Source organism: uncultured Enorma sp., from assembly GCA_905210055.1.
In the GTDB taxonomy this organism is placed as follows: Bacteria; Actinomycetota; Coriobacteriia; order Coriobacteriales; family Coriobacteriaceae; genus Enorma.
This window is the reverse complement of record CAJLVH010000188.1, coordinates 1-2,767: the sequence shown is the minus strand read 5'-3', so window position 1 is coordinate 2,767 and position 2,767 is coordinate 1. Positions and strand designations below refer to the sequence as shown.

Annotated in this window: 3 protein-coding genes; 2 read left to right on the top strand and 1 reads right to left on the bottom strand. The window is 62.8% G+C overall.

Features of this window, described 5'->3' with window-relative positions:
- Positions 1–231: 231 nt before the first annotated feature.
- Positions 232–675, bottom strand: a complete 444-nt coding sequence (locus tag QZ079_RS08990) for an Rrf2 family transcriptional regulator (RefSeq protein ID WP_297037511.1) — start codon at positions 673–675, stop codon at positions 232–234.
- 374 nt (positions 676–1,049) lie between these two features.
- Between QZ079_RS08990 and sufC the strand changes: the two genes are divergently transcribed.
- Positions 1,050–1,865, top strand: a complete 816-nt coding sequence (sufC, locus tag QZ079_RS08985; protein WP_297037510.1) for a Fe-S cluster assembly ATPase SufC — start codon at positions 1,050–1,052, stop codon at positions 1,863–1,865.
- 9 nt (positions 1,866–1,874) lie between these two features.
- Positions 1,875–2,767, top strand: an 893-nt coding sequence (gene sufB / locus QZ079_RS08980; protein ID WP_297037509.1) for a Fe-S cluster assembly protein SufB, incomplete at its 3' end; no start/stop codon positions are given.

Below are 2,767 nucleotides of genomic sequence, written 5' to 3'. Positions count from 1 at the left end.
GGGCGCGCATGCGAGCGCGAACGCGAGACTCGAGGCGAGTACAAATTGGCGGGGTCTCATGGGCCCTCCTTGTCTGCCGCTCATTCGAGCAGCTACGGGTACATTTCATTTGCGATTGCGCAAAGAAGGCAGTATCAGTATTGCAACTCGCGAATCCGCGGGCAAGCGTTTCACACCGAGTTCGTCAAATTCAATTAAGGTTAAAGTCGAGCTTGAATGCTCTGCGAGAACCTAAAAGACAGGCTTGATATCCGCATCGAGTTGAATCTCGGGCACGCGGGCGAGCTCGGAAAGTGTCACGCCGTCGACATATTCCTCGATCACAGCGTCCAAGCCGGTCCAGAACTTCACCGTTGAGCACAGCCCCGCGCGTTCGCAGACGCCGTCGAGGCCCTCACATGCCACGGGAGCGGTCGTGCCTTCCGCCGCACGTAGGATATCGCCCGCGCGGATCTCGTCTGCCGGGCGCGCGAGCGCATACCCGCCGCCCTTGCCGCGCACGCTGCGCAAGAGCCCGGCGTGCATGAGCGGACGCACGAGCTGCTCGAGGTATTTGAGGGAGATGTCCTCGCGCGCGGCGACCTCACGCAGGGCGATCTTGCCCTCGGCGTCGCCGAATGCCGCGATGTAGATCATGAGGCGCAACGCATAGCGCCCCTTGGAAGATATGAGCATGCGCGCCTCCTTCACCTGCGCTCCCACCGGCCATCGAACCAGCCAATGGGGACGGGGGTTATTGGCTGGTCGGGAGCGGGCTATAGGCCGACCCCCGATTGTTCGACCAGCCAATAACCCCCGTCCCCATTGGCTGGGCGAGTTGTCGGAGCTGACGAAACAGCGGACTCACCGCAACGCCTGTCCCTTTTGTCATGACATTGGGGACTGTCCCCAATGTCAGGGGTGCATGCCGAACTGAAATCCTAGTGGAGTACTCGGATTTAAGCTTGACTTCACGCCCAATCATCTTATCGTTATTCCGAGATAATTCCTAGGATTATGGCCGCGGCACGACAATCACACAGCCGTGACCACAACAGCAAGGAGCCGCAATGTCCGCATCTCCCCTCCTTACCGTCGAAGGGCTCACCGCCTCCGTCGACGAGAAGACCATCCTCCACGGCATCGACCTCGCCATCCCCGCAGGCGAGACGCACGTCCTCATGGGGCCGAACGGCGCTGGCAAGTCCACGCTCGGCCACCTCATCATGGGCGACCCTGAGTACACGCAAAACGCCGGCCGCATCGTCTTCGACGGCCAAGACGTGACCGAGCTCTCGCCGGACAAGCGCTCGCGCGCGGGCATCTTCCTCTCCTTCCAGGCTCCGGTCGAGATCCCCGGCGTGCCGCTCTCGAGCTTCCTGCGTGCGACCCTCGCCGGCCGGCCCGGACTCGAGATGCGCGGCAAGGAATTCCGTCGCCGCGTGAAGGAGCTCTGCGGCCAACTCGACATGGATCCGAGCTACCTCAACCGCGAGCTGGGCGTGGGCTTCTCCGGCGGCGAGAAGAAGAAGGTCGAGATGCTGCAGCTCCTGCTTCTCCAGCCCAAGCTCGCCATCCTCGATGAGACCGACTCCGGCCTCGACGTCGACGCGCTCGGCGTGGTGAGCCGCGGCATGGAGCTCTACCGCACGACCTGCGATGGCACGCTCCTCATCATCACGCACAACACGCGCATCTTGGAGCACCTCGAGGTCGACCGCGTGCACGTCATGGTGGGCGGCCGCATGGTGCACGAGGACGACGCCTCGCTCATCGACTGGATCGATGAGCACGGCTTCGAGCGCTTCGAATCTGACAATGGGGACAGTCCCCAATGTCATGACACTGGTGCCTGTCCCCAATGTCAGGCCGCGGGCGAGCGCTAGGAAACGGCCATGGCAAAGAAGCGCAGCGAGGTCGCGGACATCGACCGCACCATCTATGACATCACCGATAGCGAAGAAGGCTTCGAGAAGCTCGACGCCGGCCTCACGCCGGAGATCGTCGAAGAAATCAGCCGGCGCAAGGACGAGCCCCAGTGGATGCTCGACTTTCGCCTGAAGTCCCTCGAGACCTACCATCGCATGTCGAACCCCACCTGGGGCCCCTCCATCGCCGGGCTCGACATGGACAACATCGTCACCTATGTGAAGCCCAACACGGATCAGAGCGCCACCTGGGACGAAGTGCCCGACGACATCAAGAACACCTTTGAGCGCCTGGGCATCCCCGAGGCAGAGCGCAGCTACCTCGCTGGCGTGGGCGCGCAGTACGACTCGGAGCTCGTGTACCACAACATGCAGGACACGGCCTCGAAGCTGGGCATCGTCTACTCCGGTATCGAGGAGGCGCTCCACGAGCCCCGCTGGGAGGCGCTCATCCGCGAGAAGTTCATGACGCTCATCCCGCCCACGGATCACAAGTTCGCGGCGCTCCACGGCGCCGTGTGGTCCGGCGGCTCGTTCGTCTACGTGCCTGCCGGCACGAAGCTCGACTTCCCCCTCCAGAGCTACTTCCGCCTGAATGCCAAGGGCGCCGGCCAGTTCGAGCACACGCTCATCATCGTTGAGGACGACGCAGACCTCCACTTCATCGAGGGCTGCTCCGCGCCGAAGTACAACGTGGCGAACCTGCACGCGGGCGCCGTTGAGCTCTTCGTGGGCAAGCGGGCACACCTGCGTTATTCGACCATCGAGAACTGGTCGAAGAACATGTACAACCTGAACACCAAGCGCGCCCGCGTGGACGACGAGGGCGAGATCGAGTGGATCTCCGGCTCGTTCGGCAG